Source organism: Sinorhizobium chiapasense (assembly GCF_045277575.1).
Taxonomy (GTDB): domain Bacteria; phylum Pseudomonadota; class Alphaproteobacteria; order Rhizobiales; family Rhizobiaceae; genus Ensifer; species Ensifer chiapasense_A.
Genome location: NZ_CP144205.1, coordinates 1132311 through 1156471 on the forward strand (window position 1 = coordinate 1132311; position 24161 = coordinate 1156471).

General features: G+C 60.0%; 28 protein-coding genes. 27 read left to right on the forward strand and 1 reads right to left on the reverse strand.

The features are described 5' to 3' along the window. The first annotated feature begins 116 nt into the window (after window positions 1-116). Window positions 117-4259 (forward strand): DNA-directed RNA polymerase subunit beta, encoded by a 4143-nt coding sequence (gene rpoB, locus QM996_RS05490; RefSeq protein ID WP_500269610.1) that lies wholly within the window; start codon window positions 117-119, stop codon window positions 4257-4259. Between the two features lie 183 nt (window positions 4260-4442). After that, window positions 4443-8648 (forward strand): DNA-directed RNA polymerase subunit beta', encoded by a 4206-nt coding sequence (gene rpoC / locus QM996_RS05495; RefSeq protein ID WP_500269611.1) that lies wholly within the window; start codon window positions 4443-4445, stop codon window positions 8646-8648. Window positions 8649-8780: 132 nt separating this feature from the next. Here rpoC and QM996_RS05500 read toward each other — a convergent pair whose 3' ends face one another. Continuing rightward, window positions 8781-9077, reverse strand: coding sequence for a transcriptional regulator (locus QM996_RS05500; RefSeq protein WP_500269612.1), 297 nt, complete (start codon window positions 9075-9077; stop codon window positions 8781-8783). Window positions 9078-9641: 564 nt separating this feature from the next. Between QM996_RS05500 and rpsL the strand changes: the two genes are divergently transcribed. The 25 genes from rpsL to rplO all read left to right on the forward strand — a co-directional run bounded on the left by rpsL (window position 9642) and on the right by rplO (window position 24062). Further along, window positions 9642-10013, forward strand: a complete 372-nt coding sequence (rpsL, locus tag QM996_RS05505; protein WP_003507760.1) for a 30S ribosomal protein S12 — start codon at window positions 9642-9644, stop codon at window positions 10011-10013. Between the two features lie 77 nt (window positions 10014-10090). After that, window positions 10091-10561 carry a 30S ribosomal protein S7 gene (rpsG, locus tag QM996_RS05510; RefSeq protein WP_173516250.1) on the forward strand — a complete coding sequence of 157 codons (471 nt, stop codon included), beginning with the start codon at window positions 10091-10093 and terminating at the stop codon, window positions 10559-10561. Window positions 10562-10594: 33 nt separating this feature from the next. Continuing rightward, window positions 10595-12694: an elongation factor G gene (gene fusA, locus QM996_RS05515; RefSeq protein WP_429816684.1), complete on the forward strand. Its 2100-nt coding sequence runs from the start codon at window positions 10595-10597 to the stop codon at window positions 12692-12694. A gap of 71 nt (window positions 12695-12765) precedes the next feature. Then, window positions 12766-13941 carry an elongation factor Tu gene (tuf, locus tag QM996_RS05520; protein ID WP_336174473.1) on the forward strand — a complete coding sequence of 392 codons (1176 nt, stop codon included), beginning with the start codon at window positions 12766-12768 and terminating at the stop codon, window positions 13939-13941. Between the two features lie 318 nt (window positions 13942-14259). Next, window positions 14260-14568, forward strand: coding sequence for a 30S ribosomal protein S10 (gene rpsJ, locus QM996_RS05525; protein ID WP_003507767.1), 309 nt, complete (start codon window positions 14260-14262; stop codon window positions 14566-14568). A 138-nt stretch (window positions 14569-14706) separates the two neighbouring features. Then, window positions 14707-15393: a 50S ribosomal protein L3 gene (gene rplC, locus QM996_RS05530; protein WP_173516252.1), complete on the forward strand. Its 687-nt coding sequence runs from the start codon at window positions 14707-14709 to the stop codon at window positions 15391-15393. Between the two features lie 12 nt (window positions 15394-15405). Continuing rightward, window positions 15406-16026 carry a 50S ribosomal protein L4 gene (gene rplD, locus QM996_RS05535; RefSeq protein WP_173516253.1) on the forward strand — a complete coding sequence of 207 codons (621 nt, stop codon included), beginning with the start codon at window positions 15406-15408 and terminating at the stop codon, window positions 16024-16026. Further along, window positions 16023-16316 carry a 50S ribosomal protein L23 gene (locus QM996_RS05540; RefSeq protein ID WP_057255571.1) on the forward strand — a complete coding sequence of 98 codons (294 nt, stop codon included), beginning with the start codon at window positions 16023-16025 and terminating at the stop codon, window positions 16314-16316. The genes rplD and QM996_RS05540 overlap by 4 nt, the downstream gene beginning before the upstream one ends. A gap of 43 nt (window positions 16317-16359) precedes the next feature. Further along, window positions 16360-17196, forward strand: coding sequence for a large ribosomal subunit protein uL2 (gene rplB, locus QM996_RS05545; RefSeq protein WP_500269613.1), 837 nt, complete (start codon window positions 16360-16362; stop codon window positions 17194-17196). Window positions 17197-17211: 15 nt separating this feature from the next. Continuing rightward, on the forward strand, window positions 17212-17490 hold the full coding sequence (gene rpsS / locus QM996_RS05550) for a 30S ribosomal protein S19 (RefSeq protein ID WP_018239488.1): 279 nt from the start codon (window positions 17212-17214) through the stop codon (window positions 17488-17490). Window positions 17491-17492: 2 nt separating this feature from the next. Beyond that, entirely contained in the window at window positions 17493-17882 is a 390-nt protein-coding gene (rplV, locus tag QM996_RS05555; protein WP_034795534.1) for a 50S ribosomal protein L22, read from the forward strand. Beyond that, window positions 17882-18616, forward strand: coding sequence for a 30S ribosomal protein S3 (gene rpsC, locus QM996_RS05560; RefSeq protein ID WP_113541392.1), 735 nt, complete (start codon window positions 17882-17884; stop codon window positions 18614-18616). The genes rplV and rpsC overlap by 1 nt, the downstream gene beginning before the upstream one ends. Window positions 18617-18654: 38 nt before the next feature. Continuing rightward, complete coding sequence (gene rplP / locus QM996_RS05565; protein WP_011975175.1) at window positions 18655-19068, forward strand: 50S ribosomal protein L16; 414 nt, start codon at window positions 18655-18657, stop codon at window positions 19066-19068. Window positions 19069-19080: 12 nt separating this feature from the next. Then, entirely contained in the window at window positions 19081-19281 is a 201-nt protein-coding gene (rpmC, locus tag QM996_RS05570; protein ID WP_056319072.1) for a 50S ribosomal protein L29, read from the forward strand. Window positions 19282-19293: 12 nt separating this feature from the next. Continuing rightward, window positions 19294-19530 carry a 30S ribosomal protein S17 gene (gene rpsQ / locus QM996_RS05575; protein ID WP_173516255.1) on the forward strand — a complete coding sequence of 79 codons (237 nt, stop codon included), beginning with the start codon at window positions 19294-19296 and terminating at the stop codon, window positions 19528-19530. Window positions 19531-19708: 178 nt separating this feature from the next. Continuing rightward, window positions 19709-20077, forward strand: a complete 369-nt coding sequence (rplN, locus tag QM996_RS05580; protein ID WP_034795548.1) for a 50S ribosomal protein L14 — start codon at window positions 19709-19711, stop codon at window positions 20075-20077. A gap of 14 nt (window positions 20078-20091) precedes the next feature. Then, window positions 20092-20403, forward strand: a complete 312-nt coding sequence (gene rplX / locus QM996_RS05585) for a 50S ribosomal protein L24 (protein WP_173516256.1) — start codon at window positions 20092-20094, stop codon at window positions 20401-20403. Further along, window positions 20396-20953 carry a 50S ribosomal protein L5 gene (gene rplE / locus QM996_RS05590; RefSeq protein WP_429816692.1) on the forward strand — a complete coding sequence of 186 codons (558 nt, stop codon included), beginning with the start codon at window positions 20396-20398 and terminating at the stop codon, window positions 20951-20953. The genes rplX and rplE overlap by 8 nt, the downstream gene beginning before the upstream one ends. A 34-nt stretch (window positions 20954-20987) precedes the next feature. Then, window positions 20988-21293 carry a 30S ribosomal protein S14 gene (gene rpsN / locus QM996_RS05595; RefSeq protein ID WP_173516258.1) on the forward strand — a complete coding sequence of 102 codons (306 nt, stop codon included), beginning with the start codon at window positions 20988-20990 and terminating at the stop codon, window positions 21291-21293. A gap of 12 nt (window positions 21294-21305) precedes the next feature. Beyond that, the gene (gene rpsH, locus QM996_RS05600) at window positions 21306-21704 is read left to right on the forward strand and encodes a 30S ribosomal protein S8 (protein ID WP_173516259.1); all 399 of its coding nucleotides are present in this window, start codon (window positions 21306-21308) and stop codon (window positions 21702-21704) included. A gap of 44 nt (window positions 21705-21748) precedes the next feature. Further along, window positions 21749-22282, forward strand: coding sequence for a 50S ribosomal protein L6 (gene rplF, locus QM996_RS05605; protein ID WP_173516260.1), 534 nt, complete (start codon window positions 21749-21751; stop codon window positions 22280-22282). 12 nt (window positions 22283-22294) lie between these two features. Beyond that, window positions 22295-22657 (forward strand): 50S ribosomal protein L18, encoded by a 363-nt coding sequence (gene rplR / locus QM996_RS05610; protein ID WP_173516261.1) that lies wholly within the window; start codon window positions 22295-22297, stop codon window positions 22655-22657. Between the two features lie 135 nt (window positions 22658-22792). After that, window positions 22793-23362, forward strand: coding sequence for a 30S ribosomal protein S5 (gene rpsE, locus QM996_RS05615; protein WP_173516262.1), 570 nt, complete (start codon window positions 22793-22795; stop codon window positions 23360-23362). 12 nt (window positions 23363-23374) lie between these two features. Next, the gene (rpmD, locus tag QM996_RS05620) at window positions 23375-23578 is read left to right on the forward strand and encodes a 50S ribosomal protein L30 (protein ID WP_057255581.1); all 204 of its coding nucleotides are present in this window, start codon (window positions 23375-23377) and stop codon (window positions 23576-23578) included. A 13-nt stretch (window positions 23579-23591) separates the two neighbouring features. After that, window positions 23592-24062 carry a 50S ribosomal protein L15 gene (gene rplO, locus QM996_RS05625; RefSeq protein ID WP_057255582.1) on the forward strand — a complete coding sequence of 157 codons (471 nt, stop codon included), beginning with the start codon at window positions 23592-23594 and terminating at the stop codon, window positions 24060-24062. The last annotated feature ends 99 nt before the right edge of the window (window positions 24063-24161 follow it).

Here is a 24161-nt window from a genome sequence, read left to right on the forward strand (position 1 = left end):
CGCTGAGCGTTTTTCGTTAGCTGGACGAGATTGGACTACTCATTGATTGACGGGATCGACTGGCCATCGGTTCCCGTCCGTTGCAGGCCCGGATGCAAGATTGACAAGGAGCGACGATGGCTCAGACCCTTTCGTTTAACGGTCGCAGGCGCGTACGCAAGTTTTTTGGTAAAATTCCAGAAGTCGCAGAAATGCCGAACCTCATCGAGGTTCAGAAGGCGTCCTACGACCAGTTTCTGATGGTTGAAGAGCCCAAGGGCGGTCGCCCTGACGAAGGGCTCCAAGCTGTTTTCAAGTCCGTTTTCCCGATCAAGGATTTCTCGGGCGCATCGATGCTGGAGTTCGTGTCCTACGAATTCGAGCCGCCGAAGTTCGACGTCGAAGAATGCCGTCAGCGCGATCTGACCTACGCAGCGCCGCTCAAGGTGACGCTGCGTCTCATCGTGTTCGATATTGACGAGGATACCGGCGCGAAGTCGATCAAGGACATCAAGGAACAGAACGTCTACATGGGCGACATGCCGCTCATGACCGACAACGGTACCTTCATCGTCAACGGTACCGAGCGCGTTATCGTTTCGCAGATGCACCGTTCACCGGGCGTCTTCTTCGACCACGACAAGGGCAAGAGCCATTCGTCGGGCAAGCTGCTCTTCGCAGCCCGCGTCATTCCTTACCGTGGTTCCTGGCTCGACATCGAGTTCGACGCCAAGGACATCGTGCATGCCCGTATCGACCGCCGCCGCAAGATTCCGGTGACGTCGCTGCTGATGGCGCTCGGCATGGATGGCGAGGAAATCCTCGACACCTTCTACACGAAGTCGCTCTACCAGCGCGACGGCGAAGGCTGGCGCGTGCCGTTCCAGCCGGATGCGCTGAAGGGCCAGAAGGCGATCACTGAGATGGTCGACGCCGACACCGGCGAAGTCGTTGTCGAGGCCGGCAAGAAGCTGACCCCGCGCCTGCTCCGTCAGCTGCAGGACAAGGGCCTGAAGGCACTCAAGGCCACCGACGATGATCTCTACGGCAACTACCTTGCCGAGGACGTCGTCAACTTCGCCACCGGCGAGATCTATCTCGAAGCCGGCGACGAGATCGACGAGAAGACCCTTCCGGTCATCCTCTCGGCCGGATTCGACGAGATCCCGGTTCTCGACATCGACCATATCAATGTCGGTGCCTATATCCGCAACACGCTTGCGGCCGACAAGAACGAGAACCGTCAGGACGCCCTGTTCGACATCTATCGCGTGATGCGTCCGGGTGAGCCGCCGACCATGGATTCCGCGGAAGCCATGTTCAACACGCTGTTCTTCGATGCCGAACGCTACGACCTTTCGGCCGTCGGTCGCGTCAAGATGAACATGCGCCTCGACCTCGAAGTCGCCGACACCGTGCGCATCCTGCGCAAGGAAGATATCCTGGCGGTCGTCAAGATGCTCGTCGAGCTGCGTGACGGCAAGGGCGAGATCGACGACATCGACAACCTCGGCAACCGCCGTGTTCGTTCGGTCGGCGAGCTCATGGAGAACCAGTACCGTCTCGGCCTGCTCCGCATGGAGCGCGCGATCAAGGAACGCATGTCCTCGATCGAGATCGACACGGTCATGCCGCAGGATCTGATCAACGCGAAGCCGGCCGCTGCTGCCGTTCGTGAATTCTTCGGCTCCTCGCAGCTGTCGCAGTTCATGGACCAGGTGAACCCGCTTTCGGAAATCACCCACAAGCGCCGTCTCTCGGCTCTTGGCCCGGGTGGTCTGACCCGCGAGCGCGCCGGCTTCGAAGTCCGCGACGTTCACCCGACCCACTACGGCCGTATTTGCCCGATCGAAACGCCGGAAGGCCCGAACATCGGTCTGATCAACTCGCTCGCAACCTTCGCCCGTGTCAACAAGTACGGCTTCATCGAAAGCCCGTACCGCAAGATCGTCGACGGCAAGGTGACGAATGACGTCGTCTACCTCTCGGCGATGGAAGAAGCGAAGTATCACGTGGCGCAGGCTAACTCGCCGCTGAACGAGGACAACTCCTTCTCCGAAGAGTTCGTTGTTTGCCGTCACTCCGGCGAAGTTATGCTGGCGCCGCGCGACAACATCAACCTGATGGACGTTTCGCCGAAGCAGCTCGTTTCGGTCGCGGCCGCGCTCATCCCGTTCCTCGAGAACGACGACGCCAACCGCGCACTGATGGGCTCGAACATGCAGCGACAGGCCGTGCCGCTGCTGCGTGCCGAAGCCCCGTTCGTCGGTACCGGCATGGAGCCGGTCGTTGCCCGCGACTCCGGCGCTGCGATCGCAGCCCGTCGTGGCGGCGTCGTCGACCAGGTCGACGCGACCCGTATCGTTATCCGCGCCACCGAAGACCTCGATCCGTCGAAGTCGGGCGTCGATATCTATCGTCTGCAGAAGTTCCAGCGTTCGAACCAGAACACTTGCGTCAACCAGCGCCCGCTGGTGACCGTCGGCGACGTTCTGAACAAGGGCGACATCATCGCTGACGGTCCGTCGACCGACCTCGGTGACCTGGCTCTCGGCCGCAACGCGCTCGTCGCGTTCATGCCGTGGAACGGCTACAACTACGAAGACTCGATCCTGCTCTCCGAGCGGATCGTGCGCGATGACGTGTTCACCTCCATCCACATCGAAGAATTCGAAGTGATGGCGCGTGACACCAAGCTGGGTCCGGAAGAAATCACCCGCGACATTCCGAACGTTTCGGAAGAAGCGCTGCGCAACCTCGACGAAGCCGGTATCGTTTATATCGGTGCTGAGGTTCAGCCGGGTGACATCCTCGTCGGCAAGATCACGCCGAAGGGCGAAAGCCCGATGACGCCGGAAGAAAAGCTTCTGCGCGCCATCTTCGGTGAAAAGGCCTCCGACGTCCGCGACACCTCGATGCGCATGCCTCCGGGCACCTTCGGTACCGTCGTCGAAGTTCGCGTTTTCAACCGCCACGGCGTTGAGAAGGACGAGCGCGCGATGGCGATCGAGCGCGAGGAAATCGAACGCCTCGCCAAGGACCGCGACGACGAACAGGCGATCCTCGATCGCAACGTCTACGCACGTCTCGTCGACATGCTGCGTGGCCACACGGCCGTTGCCGGCCCGAAGGGCTTCAAGAAGGGCACCGAGCTTTCGAACCTCGTCGTCAGCGAATACCCCCGCTCGCAGTGGTGGATGTTCGCCGTCGAAGACGAAAAGGCTCAGGGCGAGATCGAAGCTCTGCGCGCCCAGTACGACGAATCCAAGTCGCGCCTTGAACAGCGCTTCATGGACAAGGTCGAGAAGGTCCAGCGCGGCGACGAAATGCCCCCGGGCGTCATGAAGATGGTCAAGGTCTTCGTCGCTGTTAAGCGCAAGATCCAGCCGGGCGACAAGATGGCCGGCCGTCACGGCAACAAGGGTGTCGTGTCGCGTATCGTGCCGATCGAAGACATGCCGTTCCTGGAAGATGGCACGCATGTCGACGTCGTTCTGAACCCGCTCGGCGTTCCGTCGCGCATGAACGTCGGCCAGATCCTCGAAACCCATCTCGGCTGGGCTTGCGCCGGCATGGGCAAGAAGATCGGCGCGATGCTCGATGCCTACCACGAGAGTGGCGACATCAAGCCGCTGCGCGCGACCATCGACGATGTCATCGGATCCGGTCCTAAGGGTGAGCCGATCAAGCAGTACGACGACGAGTCGATCGTCCGCCTGGCCGAGCAGACCCGCCGCGGCGTGTCGATCGCGACCCCGGTCTTCGACGGTGCAGTCGAAGCCGACGTCAACGAGATGCTGGCCAAGGCTGGCCTCAAGGTGACCGGTCAGTCGACGCTTTACGACGGCCGTACCGGCGATCAGTTCGACCGCCAGGTGACCGTGGGCTACATCTACATGCTGAAGCTCAACCACCTGGTCGACGACAAGATCCACGCCCGTTCGATCGGTCCGTACTCGCTCGTCACCCAGCAGCCGCTGGGCGGTAAGGCGCAGTTCGGCGGTCAGCGCTTCGGGGAAATGGAGGTCTGGGCGCTGGAAGCTTACGGCGCGGCCTACACCCTGCAGGAAATGCTGACGGTCAAGTCGGACGACGTCGCCGGCCGTACCAAGGTCTACGAAGCGATCGTCCGCGGCGACGATACCTTCGAAGCGGGCATTCCGGAGAGCTTCAACGTTCTCGTCAAGGAAATGCGCTCGCTGGGCCTTTCGGTCGAGCTCGAAAACTCGAAGGTCGACGACGCCGGCGCTGCGGCACAATTGCCGGACGCAGCCGAGTAAAGAGACCCAAGGTGCGTGCCGCGACGCGGCGCGCACCGTTTCCGCCTGGAGACGCTCAAGTCTTCGGAAGGAACAGAGCCGCAGCCAATGCGGTTTTAGCTGTTTAAGGGGCAGGGGCCGGCGCCCGGGATTTGTCGGCACCCTCGCCAAGCTCAGGGCGTAAAGCCCGTAAAGGAGACAGGCATGAACCAAGAGGTCATGAATCTTTTCAATCCGCAGGTGCCTGCACAGACCTTCGATTCCATCCGGATTTCGATCGCGTCGCCGGAGAAGATTCTTTCCTGGTCTTACGGTGAGATCAAGAAACCGGAGACGATCAACTACCGCACGTTCAAGCCGGAACGCGACGGTCTGTTCTGCGCGCGCATCTTTGGCCCGATCAAGGACTACGAGTGCCTGTGCGGCAAGTACAAGCGCATGAAGTACAAGGGCATCATCTGCGAAAAATGCGGCGTCGAAGTCACGCTGTCGCGCGTTCGCCGTGAGCGCATGGGCCATATCGAGCTCGCTGCTCCGGTTGCCCATATCTGGTTCCTGAAGTCCCTGCCGAGCCGCATCGCGACGCTGCTCGACATGACTCTGAAGGACATCGAGCGCGTTCTCTACTTTGAAAACTACATCGTCACCGAGCCGGGTCTGACGTCGCTGAAGGAGAACCAGCTCCTCAGCGAAGAAGACTACATGCTCGCCGTTGATGAATTCGGCGAAGACCAGTTCACCGCCATGATCGGCGCAGAAGCGATCTACGAGATGCTCGCTTCGATGAACCTGGAAAAGATCGCTGGCGACCTGCGCACCGAGCTCGCTGAGACGACCTCGGATCTGAAGCAGAAGAAGCTGATGAAGCGCCTGAAGATCGTCGAGAACTTCATGGAGTCGGGCAACCGTCCGGAGTGGATGATCCTCAAGGTCGTTCCGGTGATCCCGCCGGACCTGCGTCCGCTCGTCCCGCTCGACGGCGGCCGTTTCGCGACGTCGGATCTGAACGATCTCTATCGCCGCGTCATCAACCGTAACAACCGTCTGAAGCGCCTGATCGAACTGCGCGCTCCGGGCATCATCATCCGCAACGAAAAGCGCATGCTGCAGGAATCTGTCGATGCGCTGTTCGACAACGGCCGTCGCGGCCGCGTCATCACCGGCGCCAACAAGCGTCCGCTGAAGTCGCTGTCCGACATGCTGAAGGGCAAGCAGGGCCGCTTCCGTCAGAACCTGCTCGGCAAGCGCGTCGACTATTCCGGCCGTTCGGTCATCGTGACCGGTCCGGAACTGAAGCTGCACCAGTGCGGTCTTCCGAAGAAGATGGCGCTCGAGCTGTTCAAGCCGTTCATCTATGCGCGTCTTGACGCCAAGGGCTTCTCCTCGACCGTCAAGCAGGCCAAGAAGCTCGTTGAAAAGGAAAAGCCGGAAGTTTGGGATATCCTCGACGAGGTCATCCGCGAGCATCCGGTTCTGCTGAACCGCGCACCGACGCTGCACCGCCTGGGCATCCAGGCCTTCGAACCGACCCTGGTCGAAGGCAAGGCGATCCAGCTGCACCCGCTCGTCTGCACGGCCTTCAACGCCGACTTCGACGGCGACCAGATGGCTGTTCACGTGCCGCTGTCGCTCGAAGCGCAGCTCGAAGCCCGCGTGCTGATGATGTCGACGAACAACATTCTGCACCCGGCAAACGGCGCGCCGATCATCGTTCCGTCGCAGGACATGGTTCTGGGTCTCTACTACTTGTCGATCCTGAACCAGAACGAGCCGGGCGAAGGCATGGCCTTCTCGGATATGGGCGAGCTGCACCACGCGCTCGAAACCAAGTCCGTGACGCTGCACGCCAAGATCCGTGGCCGCTACAAGACCGTCGATGCCGAGGGCAACCCGGTTTCGAAGATCTATGAAACGACGCCTGGCCGCATGATCATCGGCGAGCTTCTGCCGAAGAACGCGAACATTCCGTTCGACATCTGCAACCAGGAAATGACCAAGAAGAACATCTCCAAGATGATCGACACGGTCTACCGTCATTGCGGCCAGAAGGACACGGTCATCTTCTGCGACCGCATCATGCAGCTCGGCTTCGCCCATGCCTGCCGCGCCGGCATTTCGTTCGGCAAGGACGACATGGTCATTCCGGACACCAAGGCGAAGATCGTTGGCGACACCGAAGCGCTGGTGAAGGAATACGAGCAGCAGTACAACGACGGTCTCATCACCCAGGGCGAAAAATACAACAAGGTTGTCGACGCCTGGGGCAAGGCGACCGAAAAGGTCGCCGACGAGATGATGGCGCGCATCAAGGCGGTCGAGTTCGACGACAATGGTCGCCAGAAGCCGATGAACTCGATCTACATGATGTCGCACTCGGGTGCTCGTGGTTCTCCGAACCAGATGCGTCAGCTGGGCGGCATGCGCGGCCTGATGGCCAAGCCGTCGGGCGAAATCATCGAGACGCCGATCATCTCGAACTTCAAGGAAGGCCTGACCGTGAACGAGTACTTCAACTCGACGCACGGCGCCCGTAAGGGTCTCGCAGACACTGCCTTGAAGACCGCGAACTCCGGTTACCTGACCCGCCGTCTCGTCGACGTCGCGCAGGATTGCATCGTCACGCACACCGATTGCGGTACCGACAAGGGCCTGACCATGACGGCCATCGTCGACGCCGGTCAGGTCGTGGCTTCGCTCGGCGCACGCATCCTCGGCCGTACGGCCTTGGACGACATCGACAACCCGATCACCGGCGAGCGCATCGTCGACGCCGGCAAGATGATTGTCGAAGCCGACGTGGCTGCCATCGAGAAGGCTGGTATCCAGTCGGTTCGGATCCGCTCGGCTCTGACCTGCGAAATCCAGACCGGCGTCTGCGGCGTCTGCTACGGCCGCGACCTGGCCCGCGGTACGCCCGTCAACATGGGTGAAGCCGTCGGCGTCATCGCGGCTCAGTCGATCGGTGAACCGGGTACCCAGCTCACCATGCGTACCTTCCACTTGGGTGGTACGGCGACCGTGGTTGACCAGTCGTTCCTGGAAGCGTCCTACGAAGGTACGGTTCAGATCAAGAACCGCAACATGCTGCGCAACTCGGAAGGCGTTCTCGTTGCGATGGGTCGTAACATGGCGGTCCAGATCCTGGACGAGCGCGGCGTCGAGCGTTCGTCGCAGCGCGTTGCCTACGGTTCGAAGATCCTCGTCGACGATGGCGACAAGGTGAAGCGCGGTCAGCGTCTCGCCGAGTGGGACCCCTACACCCGTCCGATGATGACGGAAGTGGAAGGTATCGTTCACTTCGAAGACGTCGTCGACGGCATCTCGGTGCTCGAAGCGACCGACGAATCCACCGGCATCACCAAGCGTCAGGTTATCGACTGGCGTTCGACCCCGCGTGGTACGGACCTCAAGCCGGCAATCGTCATCAAGGACAAGAACGGCGCAGTTGCCAAGCTGTCGCGTGGCGGCGAAGCCCGCTTCCTGCTCTCGGTTGACGCGATCCTCTCGGTCGAGCCGGGCCAGAAGGTGAGCCAGGGTGACGTTCTCGCCCGTTCGCCGCTCGAAAGCGCCAAGACCAAGGACATCACCGGTGGTCTGCCGCGCGTTGCCGAATTGTTCGAAGCCCGTCGTCCGAAGGACCACGCCATCATCGCCGAGATCGATGGCACGATCCGCTTCGGCCGCGACTACAAGAACAAGCGCCGCGTTCTGATCGAGCCGGCGGAAGATGGTGTCGAGCCGGTCGAGTACCTGATCCCGAAGGGCAAGCCCTTCCATCTTCAGGATGGCGACTACATCGAAAAGGGCGACTACATCCTCGACGGCAACCCGGCGCCGCACGACATCCTGGCGATCAAGGGCGTGGAAGCACTTGCTTCCTACCTGGTCAACGAAATCCAGGAAGTCTACCGACTGCAGGGCGTTGTCATCAACGACAAGCATATCGAGGTCATCGTTCGCCAGATGCTGCAGAAGGTTGAAATCACCGACGCCGGTGACTCGACCTATATCGTCGGTGACAATGTCGACCGGATCGAACTCGAAGACGTCAACGACGCTCTGATTGCCGAAGGCAAGAAGCCCGCCTACGGCGACCCGGTTCTGCTCGGCATCACCAAGGCATCGCTGCAGACGCCGTCCTTCATCTCGGCCGCTTCGTTCCAGGAAACCACCAAGGTCCTGACCGAGGCTGCGGTTGCCGGCAAGATGGACGGACTGCAGGGTCTGAAGGAAAACGTCATCGTCGGCCGTCTGATCCCGGCCGGTACCGGTGGCACGATGACCCAGATTCGCCGCATCGCAACCGCGCGCGACGAAATGATCCTGGAAGAGCGTCGTCGCGGCACGGGTGCCGAGACCGCAACGCCGATGCTGGCCGATCTCGCCAACGAGAACGCAGCAGCCGAATAAGTGGGGAGGGCGGGTTTCCGCCCTCTGTCCAGACAAAGAAGAAGCCGCCGAGATCGCTCTCGGCGGCTTCTTCTTTTGGGAGGTGCGGCCCGCGTGCAGACGGCGAGGGCGAAGGTTGCTCGCCCGTAACGCTCAACTGAAGCGAATGATCGCCACTTCGCCTTCGAGTGCGCCTTGGTAGGCAGAGGAGTGAGGTTCCTCACTCGGCACTTCGGTCAATGTACCGATCTGGTCCAGATCAGCCTCGAGAAAACCCTCTTCGGCAAGGGCGTTCAGTGCTTCGCGAACGGCGGTATCGTCGTCGGGCGCCTTGAGCATCACGTGAATATCCACGCCGTCTTCGTCGCCGTCGGTCTCATAGGCCTTGCCAATGATGATGAACACCATCGGTTCGTCCGGGGCATTGTCGTTGTCTGGGGTGACGGCCATTTTGTTTCCTTTCGTTTGGCTGGCGCGACCTTAGCGCCCTTTTTTGTCCAAGGCGATGGAAATGCGGCGCTGCCGGAGCGCATCTCGGGCAGTCGACTCGAAGACGGTGGAAAACCCCCACAAAGTGGTTGCCGATTCCTTAACCCTGTCGGACACTCCGCCTGCTGAAGGGCCAAGGAGGCGAGCGCCGGGTGCGAAACCATGTGCAAAAGCCTGGTTTTGCAGGCATGTCAGGCCTGCGGGCGATAGAATATTTCTTAATTGCCCTTGACTGTTGGCCTTGAAATCAGTACACCCCGCCGCATCGGAGCCCATGTGAGGCTGGCTGGTTCGGAACGTCGCGTTCTGGAGTTCGCCTCAAACAAGGTTCGAAACGCACGCTGACGACTACAATGCTGCACGCAAGACGCGCACGATAGTGCGTCCTCTGCTTTATTTGGGGCCATCTGCGGAAAGGCGGATCGGCCCCTGTTTTGCGCATTTCATGAGGCGTTCGACATCGCCGGCGACGGCAACGATCCGCCCGCAAGGGTAACGTGACAAGATTTTGCAAGGGATGGGTATATGCCTACCGTAAACCAGCTGATCCGCAAGCCTCGTCAGGCACAGGTAAAGCGCAACAAGGTTCCTGCTCTGCAGGAAAACCCGCAGAAGCGCGGCGTTTGCACCCGCGTTTATACGACGACCCCGAAGAAGCCGAACTCGGCTCTCCGTAAGGTTGCCAAGATTCGTCTGACGAACGGCTTCGAAGTCATCGGCTACATTCCGGGTGAAGGTCACAACCTTCAGGAACACTCGGTTGTTATGATCCGCGGCGGCCGCGTTAAGGACCTTCCGGGTGTTCGTTACCACATCATCCGTGGCGTTCTCGATACGCAGGGCGTTAAGAACCGCAAGCAGCGCCGTTCGAAGTACGGTGCGAAGCGTCCGAAGTAATTCGGTTTTGAAAATCCCGGCGCTGCGCGAGGTCCTCCGCGTGGTAAAGCGCTGAAACAGTTAAAGAGACGAGAAGTATGTCCCGACGTCACAGAGCAGAAAAGCGTGAGATCAACCCGGATCCGAAGTTCGGTGATCTGGTTGTCACGAAATTCATGAACGCAATCATGCTGCACGGCAAGAAGTCCGTAGCGGAAAGCATTGTTTACGGCGCATTCGATGCGGTCCAGGCCAAGCTGAAGCAGGAGCCGATCACCGTATTCCATTCCGCGCTCGACAACATTGCGCCGCACGTTGAAGTGCGTTCGCGCCGCGTCGGTGGTGCTACTTACCAGGTTCCGGTCGACGTTCGTCCGGAGCGTCGCCAGGCCCTCGCCATCCGTTGGCTGATTGCGGCCGCACGCAAGCGTAACGAAACGACCATGGTTGATCGCCTCTGCGGCGAACTCATGGACGCAGCGAACAACCGTGGTAGCGCCGTGAAGAAGCGCGAAGACACGCACAAGATGGCTGATGCCAACCGTGCGTTCTCGCATTATCGCTGGTAATTCTGGCGCGAACGTCTCGAGAGGCAGTCCACTATGGCACGCGAATATAAAATCGAAGACTACCGTAACTTCGGTATCATGGCGCACATCGACGCTGGCAAGACCACGACGACCGAGCGCATCCTCTACTACACCGGCAAGTCCCACAAGATCGGCGAAGTCCACGACGGCGCTGCCACCATGGACTGGATGGAGCAGGAGCAGGAACGCGGCATCACCATCACGTCCGCTGCTACGACGACCTTCTGGAAGGGTCGCGACGGCAAGACCCGCCGCTTCAACATCATCGACACCCCCGGCCACGTCGACTTCACCATCGAAGTCGAGCGTTCGCTGCGCGTTCTCGATGGCGCCATCGCGCTGCTCGACGCCAACGCCGGCGTTGAGCCGCAGACGGAAACCGTCTGGCGTCAGGCTGAGAAGTATCATGTTCCGCGCATGATCTTCTGCAACAAGATGGACAAGACCGGCGCCGACTTCTACCGCTCGGTCGAGATGATCAAGACCCGTCTCGGCGCGACCGCCGTCGTCATGCAGCTGCCGATCGGCGCTGAAAGCGACTTCAAGGGCGTCGTCGACCTGATCGAGATGAACGCTCTCGTCTGGCGCGATGAATCGCTCGGCGCGCAGTGGGACGTCGTCGAGATCCCGGACGACATGAAGGACAAGGCCGAAGAATATCGCGAAAAGCTCATCGAGACCGTTGTCGAGATCGACGAAGCCGCGATGGAAGCCTACCTCGAAGGCAACATGCCCTCGAACGACAAGATCCGCGAACTCGTTCGCCGCGGCACCATCGACGTGAAGTTCCACCCGATGTTCTGCGGTACCGCGTTCAAGAACAAGGGCGTTCAGCCGCTTCTCGACGCCGTCGTCGACTACCTGCCGTCGCCGGTCGACATTCCGGCCATCAAGGGCATCGACGTCAAGACCGAAGCTGAAATCGAACGTCATGCTGACGATGCCGAGCCGCTCGCAATGCTCGCGTTCAAGATCATGAACGACCCCTTCGTCGGTTCGCTGACCTTCGCCCGCATCTACTCGGGCAAGCTCGAAAAGGGCTCGTCGGTCATGAACACGGTCAAGGACAAGCGCGAGCGCGTCGGCCGTATGCTGCAGATGCATTCGAACTCGCGTGAAGACATCGAAGAAGCCTTCGCAGGCGACATCGTTGCTCTCGCCGGCCTCAAGGAAACCACCACGGGTGACACGCTCTGCGATCCGCTGAAGCCGGTCGTTCTCGAGCGCATGGAATTCCCGGAGCCGGTTATCCAGATCGCGATCGAGCCGAAGTCCAAGGGCGACCAGGAAAAGATGGGCCTCGCGCTCAACCGCCTGGCAGCTGAAGACCCGTCGTTCCGCGTCAAGACCGACCAGGAATCCGGCCAGACGATCATCGCCGGCATGGGCGAACTTCACCTCGACATCATCGTCGACCGCATGCGTCGCGAGTTCAAGGTTGAAGCCAACGTTGGCGCGCCGCAGGTTGCTTACCGCGAAACGATCACCCGTCAGCACGAAGAAGACTACACGCACAAGAAGCAGTCCGGTGGTACCGGTCAGTTCGCGCGCGTCAAGCTCGTGTTCGAACCGAACCCGGATGGCGAAGATTTCGTCTTCGAATCCAAGATCGTCGGCGGTGCTGTTCCGAAGGAATACATCCCGGGCGTTCAGAAGGGTATCGAAAGCGTTCTGTCCTCGGGTCCGCTCGCTGGCTTCCCGATGCTGGGTGTCAAGGCGACGCTCATCGACGGTGCCTTCCACGACGTCGACTCGTCGGTCCTGGCCTTCGAAATCGCTTCGCGCGCTTGCTTCCGTGAAGCAGCCAAGAAGGCTGGTGCACAGCTGCTCGAGCCGATGATGAAGGTGGAAGTCGTGACGCCGGAAGACTACGTCGGCGACGTTATCGGCGACCTGAACTCCCGCCGTGGCCAGATCCAGGGCCAGGAATCGCGTGGCGTTGCCGTTGTGATCAATGCAAACGTTCCGCTCGCGAACATGTTCAAGTACGTCGACAACCTGCGCTCCATGTCGCAGGGTCGTGCGCAGTACACGATGACCTTCGATCACTACGCGCCGGTCCCGTCGAACGTCGCACAGGAAATCCAGGCAAAGTATTCCGGTCAGAAGTGACCGGAATACCGACACGCTGAAAGCAGATAGAAAGTTTTCCCCGAGAGGGGATAGAAAACGGAGAGCCGGAAATGGCAAAGAGCAAATTTGAGCGCAACAAGCCGCACGTTAACATTGGCACGATTGGCCACGTTGACCATGGCAAGACGTCGCTGACGGCAGCGATCACGAAGTACTTCGGCGAGTTCAAGGCGTATGACCAAATCGACGCCGCTCCGGAAGAAAAGGCCCGTGGTATCACGATTTCGACGGCGCACGTTGAGTATGAGACGCCGAACCGTCACTACGCTCACGTTGACTGCCCCGGCCACGCCGACTACGTCAAGAACATGATCACCGGTGCGGCGCAGATGGACGGCGCGATCCTGGTTTGCTCGGCCGCTGACGGCCCGATGCCGCAGACCCGCGAGCACATCCTGCTGGCCCGCCAGGTCGGCGTTCCGGCGATCGTCGTGTTCCTGAACAAGGTCGACCAGGTTGACGACGCCGAGCTTCTCGAGCTCGTCGAGCTGGAAGTTCGCGAACTTCTGTCGTCCTACGAATTCCCGGGCGACGACATTCCGATCATCAAGGGCTCGGCGCTTGCTGCTCTGGAAGATTCGGACAAGAAGATCGGCGAAGACGCGATCCGCGAGCTGATGGCAGCGGTTGACGCCTACATCCCGACGCCGGAGCGTCCGATCGACCAGCCGTTCCTGATGCCGATCGAAGACGTGTTCTCGATCTCGGGCCGCGGTACGGTTGTGACCGGTCGCGTTGAGCGCGGCATCGTCAAGGTCGGTGAAGAAATCGAAATCGTCGGCATCCGTCCGACGACGAAGACGACCTGCACGGGCGTTGAAATGTTCCGCAAGCTGCTCGACCAGGGCCAGGCCGGCGACAACATCGGTGCGCTGCTGCGCGGTGTCGACCGCAACGGCGTCGAGCGTGGCCAGATCCTGTGCAAGCCGGGTTCGGTCAAGCCGCACAAGAAGTTCAAGGCCGAAGCCTACATCCTGACGAAGGAAGAAGGCGGTCGTCATACGCCGTTCTTCACGAACTATCGTCCGCAGTTCTACTTCCGCACGACGGACGTGACGGGCATCGTGACGCTGCCGGAAGGCACGGAAATGGTTATGCCGGGCGACAACGTCACGGTTGACGTCGAGCTGATCGTTCCGATCGCGATGGAAGAAAAGCTGCGCTTCGCGATCCGCGAAGGCGGTCGTACCGTCGGCGCCGGCATCGTTGCCTCGATCGTCGAGTAATCGACGGGACTGAGGGCGGAGGGAAGCGAGGCGCGTGCTATGCGCCTCGAACATACCCGCCCCGAAAGATTTAGTTGGTCGCACGGCTTGCCGAAGACGACGAAATAGTGCAAATGGCGCCCACGCGTGATTTGCACGGTGCTTCGACGTTGTGCGCTCACAAAAAGACAGGCCGGCCACGGCCGCTCAAATAGGAAGGGGCAGGGGAAACCCTGTCCCTCCGATCTTTGAAAATTAGCGGACTGGCCGAACATTAAACGAAGTTCAATGCGTGTTTTTCCACGGAAACCGCAGACAACATGAACAAGGATAAGTCGTATGAACGGCCAGAACATCCGCATCCGCCTCAAGGCGTTTGATCACCGGATCCTCGACGCCTCGACGCGCGAAATCGTGTCGACGGCAAAGCGTACCGGTGCAAGCGTGCGCGGTCCCGTACCGCTGCCGACGCGCATTGAAAAGTTTACGGTCAACCGCTCGCCGCACGTCGACAAGAAGAGCCGTGAACAGTTCGAGATGCGCACCCACAAGCGCCTTCTCGATATCGTAGATCCGACCCCGCAGACCGTTGACGCGCTGATGAAGCTCGACCTGGCTGCCGGCGTCGACGTGGAAATCAAGCTTTAATAACAAGGAAGGTACGTGGACCCCGGTCCAACGGCTTCCGAAAACGGGCGACCTCAAGATCGGATGATCTCAAGGAAACCTTAAACCAGAGATGTGAGGGGGCTTGCCCCGTCACTAACTCTCAAGAGGAATGAACCGATGCGTTCAGGTGTGATTGCACAGAAAGTGGGAATGACCCGCGTCTATAACGACGCCGGTGAGCATATCCCGGTTACAGTATTGAAGCTGGAGAACTGCCAGGTGGTAGCCCAGCGTACGGAAGAGAAGAACGGCTACGTGGCTGTCCAGCTGGGCGCCGGCCGTTCGAAGGTCAAGAACACGCCGAAGGCGATGCGCGGCCATTTTGCTGCTGCCAACGTCGAGCCGAAGGCAAAGCTCGTCGAGTTCCGCGTTACCGCGGACAACCTGATTGACATCGGTGCAGAACTGACGGCCAACCATTTCGTTGCCGGCCAGCTCGTCGACGTTACCGGTACCACGATCGGTAAGGGCTTTGCTGGTGCGATCAAGCGCCACAACTTCGGTGGTCTGCGTGCAACGCACGGCGTTTCCGTATCGCACCGCTCGCATGGTTCGACCGGTTCCAACCAGGATCCGGGCCGCGTTTGGAAGGGCAAGCGCATGGCTGGTCACATGGGTCAGACCCGCGTCACCACCCAGAACCTCGAAGTCGTATCGACCGATGAAGACCGCGGTCTGATCCTGGTCAAGGGCGCAGTCCCCGGCTCCAAGGGTGCCTGGATCGTCGTTCGTGACGCCATCAAGTCGGGCACCCCGGAAGGCGCTCCGCGTCCGGCCGCCGTGCGCGCCGAAGCATCGAAGTAAGGGAGCCGAGTAATGGATCTCAACGTCAAAACCCTCGAGGGCAAGGACGCGGGAAAGGTTTCCCTTTCTGACGCCATTTTCGGCCTCGAACCCCGTGAAGACATCATTGCCCGCGTCGTTCGCTGGCAGCTCGCCAAGAAGCAGCAGGGCACGCACAAGGCCAAGGGCCGCGCGGAAGTTTCGCGCACCGGCGCCAAGATGTACAAGCAGAAGGGTACGGGCCGCGCCCGCCACCACTCCGCTCGCGCTCCGCAGTTCCGCGGCGGTGGCAAGGCCCATGGCCCGGTCGTCCGCAGCCACGAGCATGATCTGCCGAAGAAGGTTCGCGCCCTCGGCCTGCGTCATGCTCTGTCGGCCAAGCTGAAGGCTGAAGAGATCATCGTCATCGACGATCTCGTTGCCAAGGAAGCCAAAACCAAGGCTCTCGCCGGTGCGTTCGCATCGCTCGGCCTCACCAACGCTCTGATCATCGGCGGCGCCGAGATCGAGAACAACTTCAAGCTCGCAGCCCAGAACATCCCGAACGTGGACGTTCTGCCGGTTCAGGGCATCAATGTTTACGACATTCTGCGCCGTGGCAAGCTCGTGCTTTCCAAGGCTGCCGTGGAAGCTCTGGAGGAGCGGTTCAAATGACGGATCTTCGCCACTACGACGTGATCGTGTCCCCCTCGATCACTGAAAAGTCGACGCTGGTTTCCGAACAGAACCAGGTCGTCTTCAACGTCGCCAAGGACGCTTCGAAGCCTGAAATCAAGGCTGCCGTCGAAGCTCTGTTCGGCGTCAAGGTTACGGCCGTGAACACGCTCGTCCGCAAGGGCAAGACGAAGCGTTTCCGCGGCTTTGCCGGAAAGCAGAAGGACGTGAAGAAGGCGATCATCACGCTCGCCGACGGTCAGTCCATCGACGTCTCCACCGGTCTCTAACGGATAGGCCCATTAGGGTAAAAACCCAAAAGGGAACAAGAAAATGGCATTGAAAAGTTTCAATCCGACGACCCCGAGCCAGCGTCAGCTGGTCATCGTAGACCGGGCTGGCCTCTACAAGGGCAAGCCGGTCAAGGCGCTGACCGAAGGCCTGTCCTCCAAGGGCGGCCGCAACAACCTCGGTCGCATCACCGTTCGCTTCCAGGGCGGCGGTCACAAGCGTACCTACCGTCTGGTCGACTTCAAGCGTCGCAAGTTCGACGTTGAGGGCACGGTCGAGCGTCTGGAATACGACCCGAACCGCACCGCCTTCATCGCGCTCGTCAGCTACGCCGACGGCGAAAAGGCCTACATCCTCGCTCCGCAGCGCCTCGCTGCCGGCGACAAGGTCATCGCTTCCGAGAAGGCCGTTGACGTCAAGCCCGGCAACACGATGCCGCTGCAGTACATCCCGGTCGGCTCCATCATCCACAACGTGGAAATGAAGCCGGGCAAGGGCGGCCAGATGGCGCGCTCGGCCGGTACCTATGCACAGCTCGTCGGTCGCGACCAGGGCATGGCGATCCTTCGTCTGAACTCGGGCGAACAGCGCCTCGTGCACGGTTCCTGCCTCGCATCGATCGGCGCCGTATCGAACCCCGATCACGGCAACATCAATGACGGTAAGGCTGGTCGTTCGCGTTGGCGCGGCAAGCGTCCGCACGTTCGCGGCGTCGTCATGAACCCGGTTGACCACCCGCACGGCGGTGGTGAAGGCCGTACCTCGGGTGGTCGTCACCCGGTTACCCCGTGGGGTAAGCCCACGAAGGGCAAGCGTACGCGTTCGAACAAGTCGACCGACAAGTTCATCATGCGCTCGCGGCATCAGAAGAAGAAGTAAGAGAGGAAGTCTCGAATGACTCGTTCAGTATGGAAAGGTCCGTTCGTTGACGGTTATCTTCTCAAGAAGGCTGAGAAGGTCCGCGAAGGCGGTCGTAACGAAGTGATCAAGATCTGGAGCCGCCGCTCCACGATCCTTCCGCAGTTTGTCGGTCTCACCTTCGGCGTCTACAACGGCAGCAAGCACGTTCCGGTCAGCGTCAACGAAGACATGGTCGGCCACAAGTTTGGCGAATTCTCTCCGACCCGGACCTACTACGGTCATGGCGCGGACAAGAAGGCAAAGAGGAAGTAACGATGGGCAAGGCAAAAGCCGAACGCCGGCTGAAGGATAATGAGGCGCAGGCAGTTGCGCGCACGATCCGCGTCAGCCCCCAGAAGCTCAACCTGGTTGCCGCGATGATCCGCGGCAAGAAGGTCGACCGCGCTCTGGCCGAACTGGAGTTCTCCCGCAAGCGCATTGCAGAAACGGTCAAGAAGACCCTTGAATCTGCGATCGCAAACGCAGAGAACAACCACGATCTCGACGTCGATTCGCTCGTCGTCGCAGAAGCTTACGTTGGCAAGTCGATCGTCATGAAGCGCTTCCACGCTCGTGGTCGCGGCCGTGCATCGCGTGTCGAAAAGCCGTTCTCTCACTTGACGATCGTCGTTCGTGAAGTGGAAGCCAAAGGGGAGGCCGCATAATGGGCCAGAAGATTAATCCGATCGGTTTCCGTCTCGGCATCAACCGGACCTGGGATAGCCGCTGGTTCGCGGACAATGCCGAATACGGCCAGCTTCTTCACGAAGACCTGAAGATCCGCGCCTACCTGATGGAAGAACTGAAGGCTGCCGGTATCGCCAAGGTGGTCATCGAGCGTCCGCACAAGAAGTGCCGCGTCACGATCCACTCGGCTCGTCCGGGCCTGATCATCGGCAAGAAGGGCGCCGACATCGAAAAGCTCCGCAAGAAGCTTTCCGAGATGACCAACTCCGAAACGCACCTCAACATCGTCGAAGTGCGCAAGCCGGAAGTTGACGCAACGCTCGTTGCCCAGTCGATCGCCCAGCAGCTCGAGCGCCGCGTGGCCTTCCGTCGTGCGATGAAGCGCGCTGTTCAGTCGGCCATGCGTCTTGGCGCCGAAGGCATCAAGATCACCTGCGCCGGTCGCCTCGGCGGCGCCGAAATCGCTCGTACCGAATGGTACCGCGAAGGTCGCGTTCCGCTGCACACGCTGCGTGCGGACATCGACTACGGCACGGCCGAAGCGGAAACCGCTTTCGGTATCTGCGGCATCAAGGTCTGGATCTTCAAGGGCGAAATCCTTGAGCACGATCCGATGGCTTCCGAGCGTCGCGCGATCGAAAGTGACAACCAGGGCCCGGCCGGCCGTGATCGCGACCGTGGCGATCGTGACCGCCGTCGTGAAAACGCGTAACATTCGCGTTTGGCAGCCAATATCGGAGAAGTAAAAAAATGTTGCAGCCAAAGCGTACGAAGTATCGCAAGCAGTTCAAGGGCCGCATCAAGGGCGTTGCCAAGGGCGGTTCTGATCTTGCCTTCGGTGAATTCGGCCTGAAGGCTCAGGAACCGAACCGCGTCAATGCGCGCGAGATCGAAGCGGCCCGCCGCGCGATCACGCGTCACATGAAGCGCGCCGGCCGCGTCTGGATCCGCGTGTTCCCTGACGTTCCCGTTACCGCCAAGCCGACGGAAGTCCGCATGGGTAAGGGTAAGGGTTCGGTCGAATACTGGGCATGCAAGGTCAAGCCCGGCCGAATGATGTTTGAGATCGATGGTGTCAGCGAAGAACTTGCCCGTGAGGCACTTCGTCTTGGCGCTGCCAAGCTCTCTGTCAAGACGCGCTTCGTGCAGCGTATCGCAGAGTAAGGAGTGAAGCTCATGAAAGCCGCAGATGTTCGCGCTCTGAGCGCCGATCAACTCAACGAAGAGCTTGCCAAACTGAAGAAGGAGCAGTTCAACCTGCGCTTCCAGAAGGCAACCGGCCAGCTCGAGAAGTCTTCGCGTATCAACGAAGTCCGCAAGGACATCGCACGCGTCAAAACCATTGCCCGCCAGAAGGCGGCAGAAGCCAAGGCCTAAGGACCAGAAAATATGCCGAAACGCATTCTGCAGGGCACTGTTGTCAGCGATAAGAACGACAAGACGGTTGTCGTCCGGGTCGAGCGCCGCTTCGCGCACCCGATCCTCCAGAAGACCGTTCGCCGTTCGAAGAAGTACAAGGCGCACGACGAAAACAACCAGTACAAGGTTGGTGACGTCGTTTCCATCGAGGAATGTGCGCCGATCTCGAAGGATAAGCGCTGGACGGTCGTAGCCGTCCACGCTTGATTTCTGCAGGTTTTGACCGCAAGACCCTTGCGTCTTGGGCAAATACCTGTATGAAGCACGCAATTGAAGCAGAGGAACGCTCGAGTCCGGGCGTTCTTTTGCTTTGAGATGAGCACTATAAGCCAGGCGAGGGGGTCTCGACCCAACCGGCCTGGTAACAACAAGAAGGCGACCTGACATGATTCAGATGCAAACAAACCTCGACGTGGCGGATAATTCCGGCGCACGTCGTGTCATGTGCATCAAGGTGCTGGGCGGCTCCAAGCGCAAGTATGCGTCGGTCGGCGACATCATTGTCGTATCGATCAAGGAAGCCATTCCGCGCGGCCGCGTAAAGAAGGGTGATGTCATGAAGGCTGTTGTCGTTCGCACTGCGAAGGACATCCGCCGTCCGGATGGTTCCGTCATCCGCTTTGACACCAACGCAGCCGTTCTTATCGATAACAAGAAAGAGCCGATCGGCACCCGTATCTTCGGACCGGTTCCGCGCGAACTTCGCGCCAAGAACCACATGAAGATCATCTCGCTGGCTCCAGAAGTACTCTAAAGGAGCGTTGAGAGATGCAAAAGATTCGCAAAGGCGACAAGGTTGTCGTTCTCACCGGTAAGGACAAGGGCCGTACCGGCGAAGTCGTCCAGGTTATGCCGAAGGAAGACCGGGCTGTCGTGCGTGGCGTCAACATGGTGAAGCGTCACCAGCGCCAGACCCAGAGCCAGGAAGCCGGCATCATCAACAAGGAAGCCCCGATCCACCTTTCGAACATCGCGATTGCCGATCCGAAGGACGGCAAGCCGACCCGCGTCGGTTTCAAGATCGATGGCGACAAGAAGGTCCGCGTGGCCAAGCGTTCGGGAGAAGTGATCGATGGCTAAGTCCGCTTATGAGCCACGGCTCAAGAAGGAATATGTAGAGCGCATCCGCAAGGCGATGCAGGAGAAGTTCTCCTACGCCAACGAAATGCAGATCCCGCGCCTCGACAAGATCGTCATCAACATGGGTGTTGGCGAAGCAACCGGCGACTCGAAGAAGCCGACCGTTGCTGCTGCCGACCTCGCAGCGATTGCTGGCCAGAAGCCGGTAATCACCCGCGCTCGCAACTCCATCGCAGGCTTCAAGGTCCGCGAAGGCATGCCGATTGGTGCCAAGGTTACCCTGCGCGGCGTTCGGATGTTTGAGTTCCTGGATCGTCTCGTGAACATCGCTCTCCCGCGCGTTCGCGACTTCCGTGGCCTCAATCCGAAGTCCTTTGACGGCCGTGGCAACTTCGCCATGGGCATCAAGGAGCACATTGTGTTCCCTGAGATCAACTACGACAAGGTTGATCAGATGTGGGGCATGGACATCATCGTTTGCACGACGGCAACTAACGACGACGAAGCTCGCGCTCTGCTCACAGAGTTCAACTTCCCGTTCCGTCAGTAATCCGTAACGACAAGCGTAAAGAAGGATAACTGTAATGGCGAAAACGAGCGCAGTTGAAAAGAACAAGCGCCGCCGCAAACTGGTTGCCTCGCAGGCTGCAAAGCGTGCCGCTCTGAAGGCGATCATCATGAACCAGTCTCTGCCGATTGAAGAGCGGTTCAAGGCAACCATCAAGCTGGCAGGTCTGCCGCGCGATGGATCCAAGACCCGCATCCGCAACCGTTGCGAAGTTACCGGCCGTCCGCGCGCCTACTATCGTAAACTTCGTATGTCGCGTATTGCGCTTCGCGAACTGGGCAACCTCGGCAAGGTGCCGGGCGTCGTCAAGTCGAGCTGGTAAGGAGACGGGCACATGGCAATGACTGATCCGCTGGGCGATATGCTCACCCGTATCCGTAACGGCGCGGCTCGCCGCAAGTCGAGCGTTTCCACGCCGGCTTCGAAGCTCCGTGCACGCGTTCTGGATGTCCTTCAGGCCGAAGGCTACATCCGCGGATACTCTGAAGTCGAATTCGGCAACGGCAAGTCCGAGCTGAACATCGAGCTGAAGTACTACGAAGGCGCTTCCGTGATCCGCGAGATCGCACGCGTCTCCAAGCCGGGCCGCCGAGTCTATGTCTCGGTTAAGTCCATTCCGCAGGTCGCGAACGGCCTCGGCATCACCATCCTTTCGACCCCGAAGGGTGTGATGGCCGATCATCAGGCACGCGAACAGAATGTTGGTGGCGAGATCCTTTGCTCCGTCTTCTAACGAAGGCGTAGCAGGTTCTCCATAGCGAACAGACAGGTATAAAAATGTCTCGTATCGGTAAGAAGCCCGTTCAGGTTCCGGCAGGCGTCACGGCAAGCGTTGATGGCCAGAAGGTAACGGCGAAGGGCCCGAAGGGCGAACTGTTCTTCGTTGCAAACGACGAAGTTTCGGTAAAGCTCGAAGATAATGCGGTTGTTGTTCAGCCGCTCAGCCAGAGCAAGGATGCTCGTTCGAAGTGGGGCATGTCCCGCACGATGATCGAGAACATCTTCAAGGGCGTCAAGGACGGTTACGAGCGCAAGCTCGAAATCAACGGCGTTGGTTATCGTGCGTCGATGCAGGGCAAGAACCTGCAGCTCGCGCTCGGTTTCAGCCACGACGTCGTCTACCAGACGCCGGAAGGCATCACGATTGCTGTTCCGAAGCCGACCGAAATCATCGTGTCCGGCATCAACAAGCAGCAGGTCGGCCAGGTTGCCGCGGAAATCCGCGAATACCGTGGCCCCGAGCCCTACAAGGGCAAGGGTGTCAAGTATGCCGAAGAGCGGATTGTCCGCAAAGAAGGCAAGAAGAAGTAAGGATCACGCGAAATGGCTAGCAGGAAAGATACTCTTGTGCGTCGCGCCAACCGCGTGCGCCGTCAAATCAAGGCGGTCGCCAACGGCCGCCCGCGCCTGTCGGTTCATCGCTCGTCGAAGAACATCTACGCGCAGATCATCGATGACGTTGCCGGCAAGACCCTTGCTTCGGCATCGACCCTCGACACGGATCTGCGGTCTTCTCTGAAGACCGGCGCAGACACGGCAGCCGCTTCGGCTGTCGGCAAGCTCCTGGCGGAGCGTGCTTCGAAGGCTGGCGTCAAGGACGTTGTCTTTGACCGCGGCGCCTTCATCTACCACGGCCGCGTCAAGGCGCTGGCCGAGGCAGCCCGCGAAGGCGGCTTGAACTTCTAAGTTCGTTGGCCCGGGCGTAACCGCCCGGGCTTTTCAGCCGGTTTCGCAAATCTCCAGCCGTCTTCACCTCGAAAAGAGGGGAGGCGGTCTCGTCAATCTGCCGATTGCACCCGGAAAAGAAAAAGGAAGAGGACAATGGCACAAGAAAAAAGAGGTTCTCGCGAAGATCGCCAGAACCGCGAAGAGCGCGACAGCGAATTTGTCGATAAGCTCGTAGCAATTAACCGCGTCGCCAAGGTGGTGAAGGGCGGTCGTCGTTTCGGTTTCGCCGCTCTCGTCGTCGTTGGCGACCAGAAGGGCCGCGTTGGCTTCGGCCATGGCAAGGCCCGCGAAGTGCCGGAAGCCATCCGCAAGGCCACGGAAGCTGCCAAGCGCGACCTGATTTTCGTCCCGCTGCGTGGTGGTCGTACCCTGCATCACGACGTCCATGGCCGTCACGGCGCCGGCAAGGTGCTGCTGCGTTCGGCCAAGCCCGGTACCGGTATCATCGCCGGTGGTCCGATGCGCGCGGTCTTCGAAACGCTCGGCGTTCATGACGTCGTTGCAAAGTCGACCGGTTCGTCGAACCCCTACAACATGGTTCGCGCAACCTTCGACGCCCTCAAGAACCAGATGCACCCGAAGGACATCGCAGCTCAGCGCGGCATCAAGTACGCCACGCTCCAGGCTCGTCGTGTTTCCTCCGGCGCTGCTTCCGAAGAATAAGGGAGCTGACAGATGGCTAAGAAAGAAGTTGCCAAGAAGACGGTTACCGTCGAGCAGATCGGTAGCCCCATTCGCCGTCCGGCCGTACAGCGTCAGACGCTCATTGGTCTGGGCCTCAACAAGATGCACCGGGTTCGCACGCTGGAAGACACTCCGTCTGTTCGCGGCATGATCCGGACCGTCCAGCACCTCGTTCGCGTCGTCGACGAGAAGTGAGGGGGATAAGCTCATGAAACTGAATGAAATCAAGGACAACGAAGGCTCTACCCACAGCCGCAAGCGTCTCGGCCGTGGTATCGGCTCTGGCTCCGGCAAGACGGCCGGCCGCGGTGTCAAGGGTCAGAAGGCTCGTTCGGGCGTTGCCATCAACGGCTTCGAAGGCGGTCAGATGCCGATCTACCGTCGTCTGCCGAAGCGCGGCTTCAACAACATCTTCGCTTCGGAGTTTGTTGTCGTGTCGCTCGGCCGTATCCAGACGGCAATCGACGCCAAGAAGCTCGACGCTTCGAAGACCGTCGACGCAGCCGCTCTCAAGGCCGCTGGCGTCATCCGTCGCGAAAAAGACGGCGTCCGCGTTCTCGCTGACGGCGAACTGAAGGCGAAGGTTTCGATCGAAGTCGCTGGCGCTTCCAAGTCGGCGATCGAGAAGATCGAAAAGGCCGGCGGTTCGGTCAAGCTGCTCGCAGCTGCCGCTGAATAATATTACTGATGAACCGCCCGGGGTGCTTCACTCCGGGCGGTTTTGCTCCCATATGTGAGCCTCACGTCCGCAATCGGCGAATCGCTCGCCGCGGCGGAC

Bases quoted from the DNA above. Each gene is read 5' to 3' on its own strand.
- rplX (WP_173516256.1), top strand. From the start codon at position 20,092: ATGCAAAAGATTCGCAAAGGCGACAAGGTTGTCGTTCTCACCGGTAAG.
- rplD (WP_173516253.1), top strand. From the start codon at position 15,406: ATGGATCTCAACGTCAAAACCCTCGAGGGCAAGGACGCGGGAAAGGTT.
- rplF (WP_173516260.1), top strand. From the start codon at position 21,749: ATGTCTCGTATCGGTAAGAAGCCCGTTCAGGTTCCGGCAGGCGTCACG.
- rpoB (WP_500269610.1), top strand. From the start codon at position 117: ATGGCTCAGACCCTTTCGTTTAACGGTCGCAGGCGCGTACGCAAGTTT.
- rpsN (WP_173516258.1), top strand. From the start codon at position 20,988: ATGGCGAAAACGAGCGCAGTTGAAAAGAACAAGCGCCGCCGCAAACTG.
- rpsE (WP_173516262.1), top strand. From the start codon at position 22,793: ATGGCACAAGAAAAAAGAGGTTCTCGCGAAGATCGCCAGAACCGCGAA.
- rplN (WP_034795548.1), top strand. From the start codon at position 19,709: ATGATTCAGATGCAAACAAACCTCGACGTGGCGGATAATTCCGGCGCA.
- rplO (WP_057255582.1), top strand. From the start codon at position 23,592: ATGAAACTGAATGAAATCAAGGACAACGAAGGCTCTACCCACAGCCGC.
- QM996_RS05500 (WP_500269612.1), bottom strand. From the start codon at position 9,077: ATGGCCGTCACCCCAGACAACGACAATGCCCCGGACGAACCGATGGTG.
- rpsL (WP_003507760.1), top strand. From the start codon at position 9,642: ATGCCTACCGTAAACCAGCTGATCCGCAAGCCTCGTCAGGCACAGGTA.
- rpmC (WP_056319072.1), top strand. From the start codon at position 19,081: ATGAAAGCCGCAGATGTTCGCGCTCTGAGCGCCGATCAACTCAACGAA.
- rplC (WP_173516252.1), top strand. From the start codon at position 14,707: ATGCGTTCAGGTGTGATTGCACAGAAAGTGGGAATGACCCGCGTCTAT.
- tuf (WP_336174473.1), top strand. From the start codon at position 12,766: ATGGCAAAGAGCAAATTTGAGCGCAACAAGCCGCACGTTAACATTGGC.
- rpsS (WP_018239488.1), top strand. From the start codon at position 17,212: ATGACTCGTTCAGTATGGAAAGGTCCGTTCGTTGACGGTTATCTTCTC.
- rpsH (WP_173516259.1), top strand. From the start codon at position 21,306: ATGGCAATGACTGATCCGCTGGGCGATATGCTCACCCGTATCCGTAAC.
- fusA (WP_429816684.1), top strand. From the start codon at position 10,595: ATGGCACGCGAATATAAAATCGAAGACTACCGTAACTTCGGTATCATG.
- rplB (WP_500269613.1), top strand. From the start codon at position 16,360: ATGGCATTGAAAAGTTTCAATCCGACGACCCCGAGCCAGCGTCAGCTG.
- rpsC (WP_113541392.1), top strand. From the start codon at position 17,882: ATGGGCCAGAAGATTAATCCGATCGGTTTCCGTCTCGGCATCAACCGG.
- rplR (WP_173516261.1), top strand. From the start codon at position 22,295: ATGGCTAGCAGGAAAGATACTCTTGTGCGTCGCGCCAACCGCGTGCGC.
- rpsQ (WP_173516255.1), top strand. From the start codon at position 19,294: ATGCCGAAACGCATTCTGCAGGGCACTGTTGTCAGCGATAAGAACGAC.
- rplE (WP_429816692.1), top strand. From the start codon at position 20,396: ATGGCTAAGTCCGCTTATGAGCCACGGCTCAAGAAGGAATATGTAGAG.
- rplV (WP_034795534.1), top strand. From the start codon at position 17,493: ATGGGCAAGGCAAAAGCCGAACGCCGGCTGAAGGATAATGAGGCGCAG.
- rplP (WP_011975175.1), top strand. From the start codon at position 18,655: ATGTTGCAGCCAAAGCGTACGAAGTATCGCAAGCAGTTCAAGGGCCGC.
- rpsJ (WP_003507767.1), top strand. From the start codon at position 14,260: ATGAACGGCCAGAACATCCGCATCCGCCTCAAGGCGTTTGATCACCGG.
- rpoC (WP_500269611.1), top strand. From the start codon at position 4,443: ATGAACCAAGAGGTCATGAATCTTTTCAATCCGCAGGTGCCTGCACAG.
- rpmD (WP_057255581.1), top strand. From the start codon at position 23,375: ATGGCTAAGAAAGAAGTTGCCAAGAAGACGGTTACCGTCGAGCAGATC.
- rpsG (WP_173516250.1), top strand. From the start codon at position 10,091: ATGTCCCGACGTCACAGAGCAGAAAAGCGTGAGATCAACCCGGATCCG.
- QM996_RS05540 (WP_057255571.1), top strand. From the start codon at position 16,023: ATGACGGATCTTCGCCACTACGACGTGATCGTGTCCCCCTCGATCACT.